At 71.8% G+C, this 1,753-nt stretch carries 1 protein-coding gene and 2 pseudogenes; 2 read left to right on the forward strand and 1 reads right to left on the reverse strand.

Translation table 11 applies throughout. The features are described from left to right. On the reverse strand, positions 1-264 hold a 264-nt coding region (locus IF54_RS43805; protein ID WP_420791005.1), incomplete at its 3' end, for a cbb3-type cytochrome c oxidase subunit I. Between the two features lie 115 nt (positions 265-379). On the opposite strand from IF54_RS43805, the pseudogene IF54_RS43810 reads away from it, so the two are divergent. Further along, positions 380-877 (forward strand): annotated as a pseudogene (locus IF54_RS43810) (RNA polymerase sigma factor); the annotation flags it as partial. A gap of 280 nt (positions 878-1,157) precedes the next feature. Next, positions 1,158-1,753 (forward strand): annotated as a pseudogene (locus IF54_RS0138685) (hypothetical protein); the annotation flags it as partial.

Below are 1,753 nucleotides of genomic sequence, written 5' to 3' on the forward strand. Positions count from 1 at the left end.
GTGCATCGTGAACGCTTGGTTGAACTGCTCGTTCGACATGATCTGTAGGCCCGGACGGGCCAGCTCGGCGCGCATGAAGAGCGCCATCACGCCACCGATCAGGAAGAACGCGAACGACGTGACCAGGTACATCGTGCCGATCGTCTTGTGATCAGTGGTCGTCGGCCAGCGCACCGCCCCGATGCCCCTGGCGGCCTCGGCTTCTGCGGCGCCTCCAGTTCCCTCGACGTCCCCGGTTCCCCTGGCGCCCCTGATGTCTTCGATTCTCGTCACGTCCCGCCTGTGTCCGCGCTCGGCGCGCCCGTCACACTCGAACGACGCGAGGAAACTCACGGAAGAAGGGTGTGACGATCCCGGCAGTGCCGGACACGAACCGAACATGAGCAACGACGAGATCTTCGCCGCTGCCTATCGCGAGCACTACTGGGCCGTGAGCCGCTACGTCGCGCGGCGTCTGCCCGAACGGCCCGACGAGGTGGAGGAAGTGGTGGCGGAGGTGTTCACGGTCGCCTGGCGCCGTCGGCATGACCTGCCGGACGCGCCACTGCCCTGGTTGTACGGGGTGGCCCGTAACTGCCTGTCGAACGCGGTACGCAGCTACGGGCGCAGGCGCCGCCTGGTGGGCCGGCTGGGCAACGACGAGGCCGCGCACAGCCGGCACATCGTGGCCAGCCCCGACTCCGAGACGCCCGGCGCCTGGGTGCGCGAGGTCCTGGACCGTCTCTCCGCGCCGGACCAGGAGATCCTGCGCCTCGCGGCCTGGGAGGAGCTGGACGCCCGGCAGATCGCGGTCGTCCTGGGCTGCGGCAGTCGGGCGGCGGCGATGCGCCTGCACCGCGCCCGCCGTCGGCTACGCGCCGAGATAGACCGCATGCGACTCACACCATCGACGGCGGGCGCACCGCCCGGTCAGGACGCGGGCGCCACGACACCAAAGGGCATGTCGGCAACCAGGAACGGCACAGCCCTCGAAACGTCCCACCGGATGCCGGGAACCGCCGCCTCCCCGACGCCCGAACTCTCCGAGGACGCGGACACGGCCGGTGGAGCCGGCACGGACGACGGCAAGCCCGCTGGGGAGAAGCGGCACGGAGCAGGATCGTCGCGTTCCGTCTCCACGACGTCCGACGCCGTCCCGCTGTGCAAGGACCCCCGCCATGCCTGACGAACTCGACCTCCTCCGCGCAGTCAACCCGGTGCCGCCCCAAGCTCCGCACTTCGGCGACGGCCCGCTGGACCACCGAGCCGAGCGCCGGCTGGCCGCACTGCTCGGCCAGGACCGTCGCCGGTTCCGGGCGCCGCGTGCCCGGCTGCTGTGCACTCTCGTCGCCGCGACTGTCGTGCCGGCCGTCGTCCTAGTCGCCGTGCTCGGCGGTCCGGGAGGTCCGCCCGCCGTCGCCGCACCCCGCCCGCTGACCGTCCAGGCCCGTTCCACCCCCGTGTCCCTGAAGCAGATGGCCGCGCTGGCGGACGCTGCCGCCTCGGCCGGTTCCCCCGGGCTGCGCAAGGGCACCCACGTCCAGTCATGGAGCCTCGGCATGAGCGACGACGGGCCGCCGGTGACCCTGCCCGAGGAGCGTGTGGTGCGCTGGAACCCGGACGACAGCCGCACCGAGGTCGTCGTGGCGACCGACCCGAGCCGTCCGGGCCGTCCCGTCCTCACCGACGACGGCGACACACCGCACCTCGTCTCGGACGGCCATGTGCTGAGCCGGACCACCTATCCGCCGAGCTGGAGCGACGCCCCGCCGGA

Source organism: Streptomyces sp. NRRL B-3229, from assembly GCF_000719505.1.
GTDB lineage: Bacteria > Actinomycetota > Actinomycetes > Streptomycetales > Streptomycetaceae > Streptomyces > Streptomyces griseorubiginosus.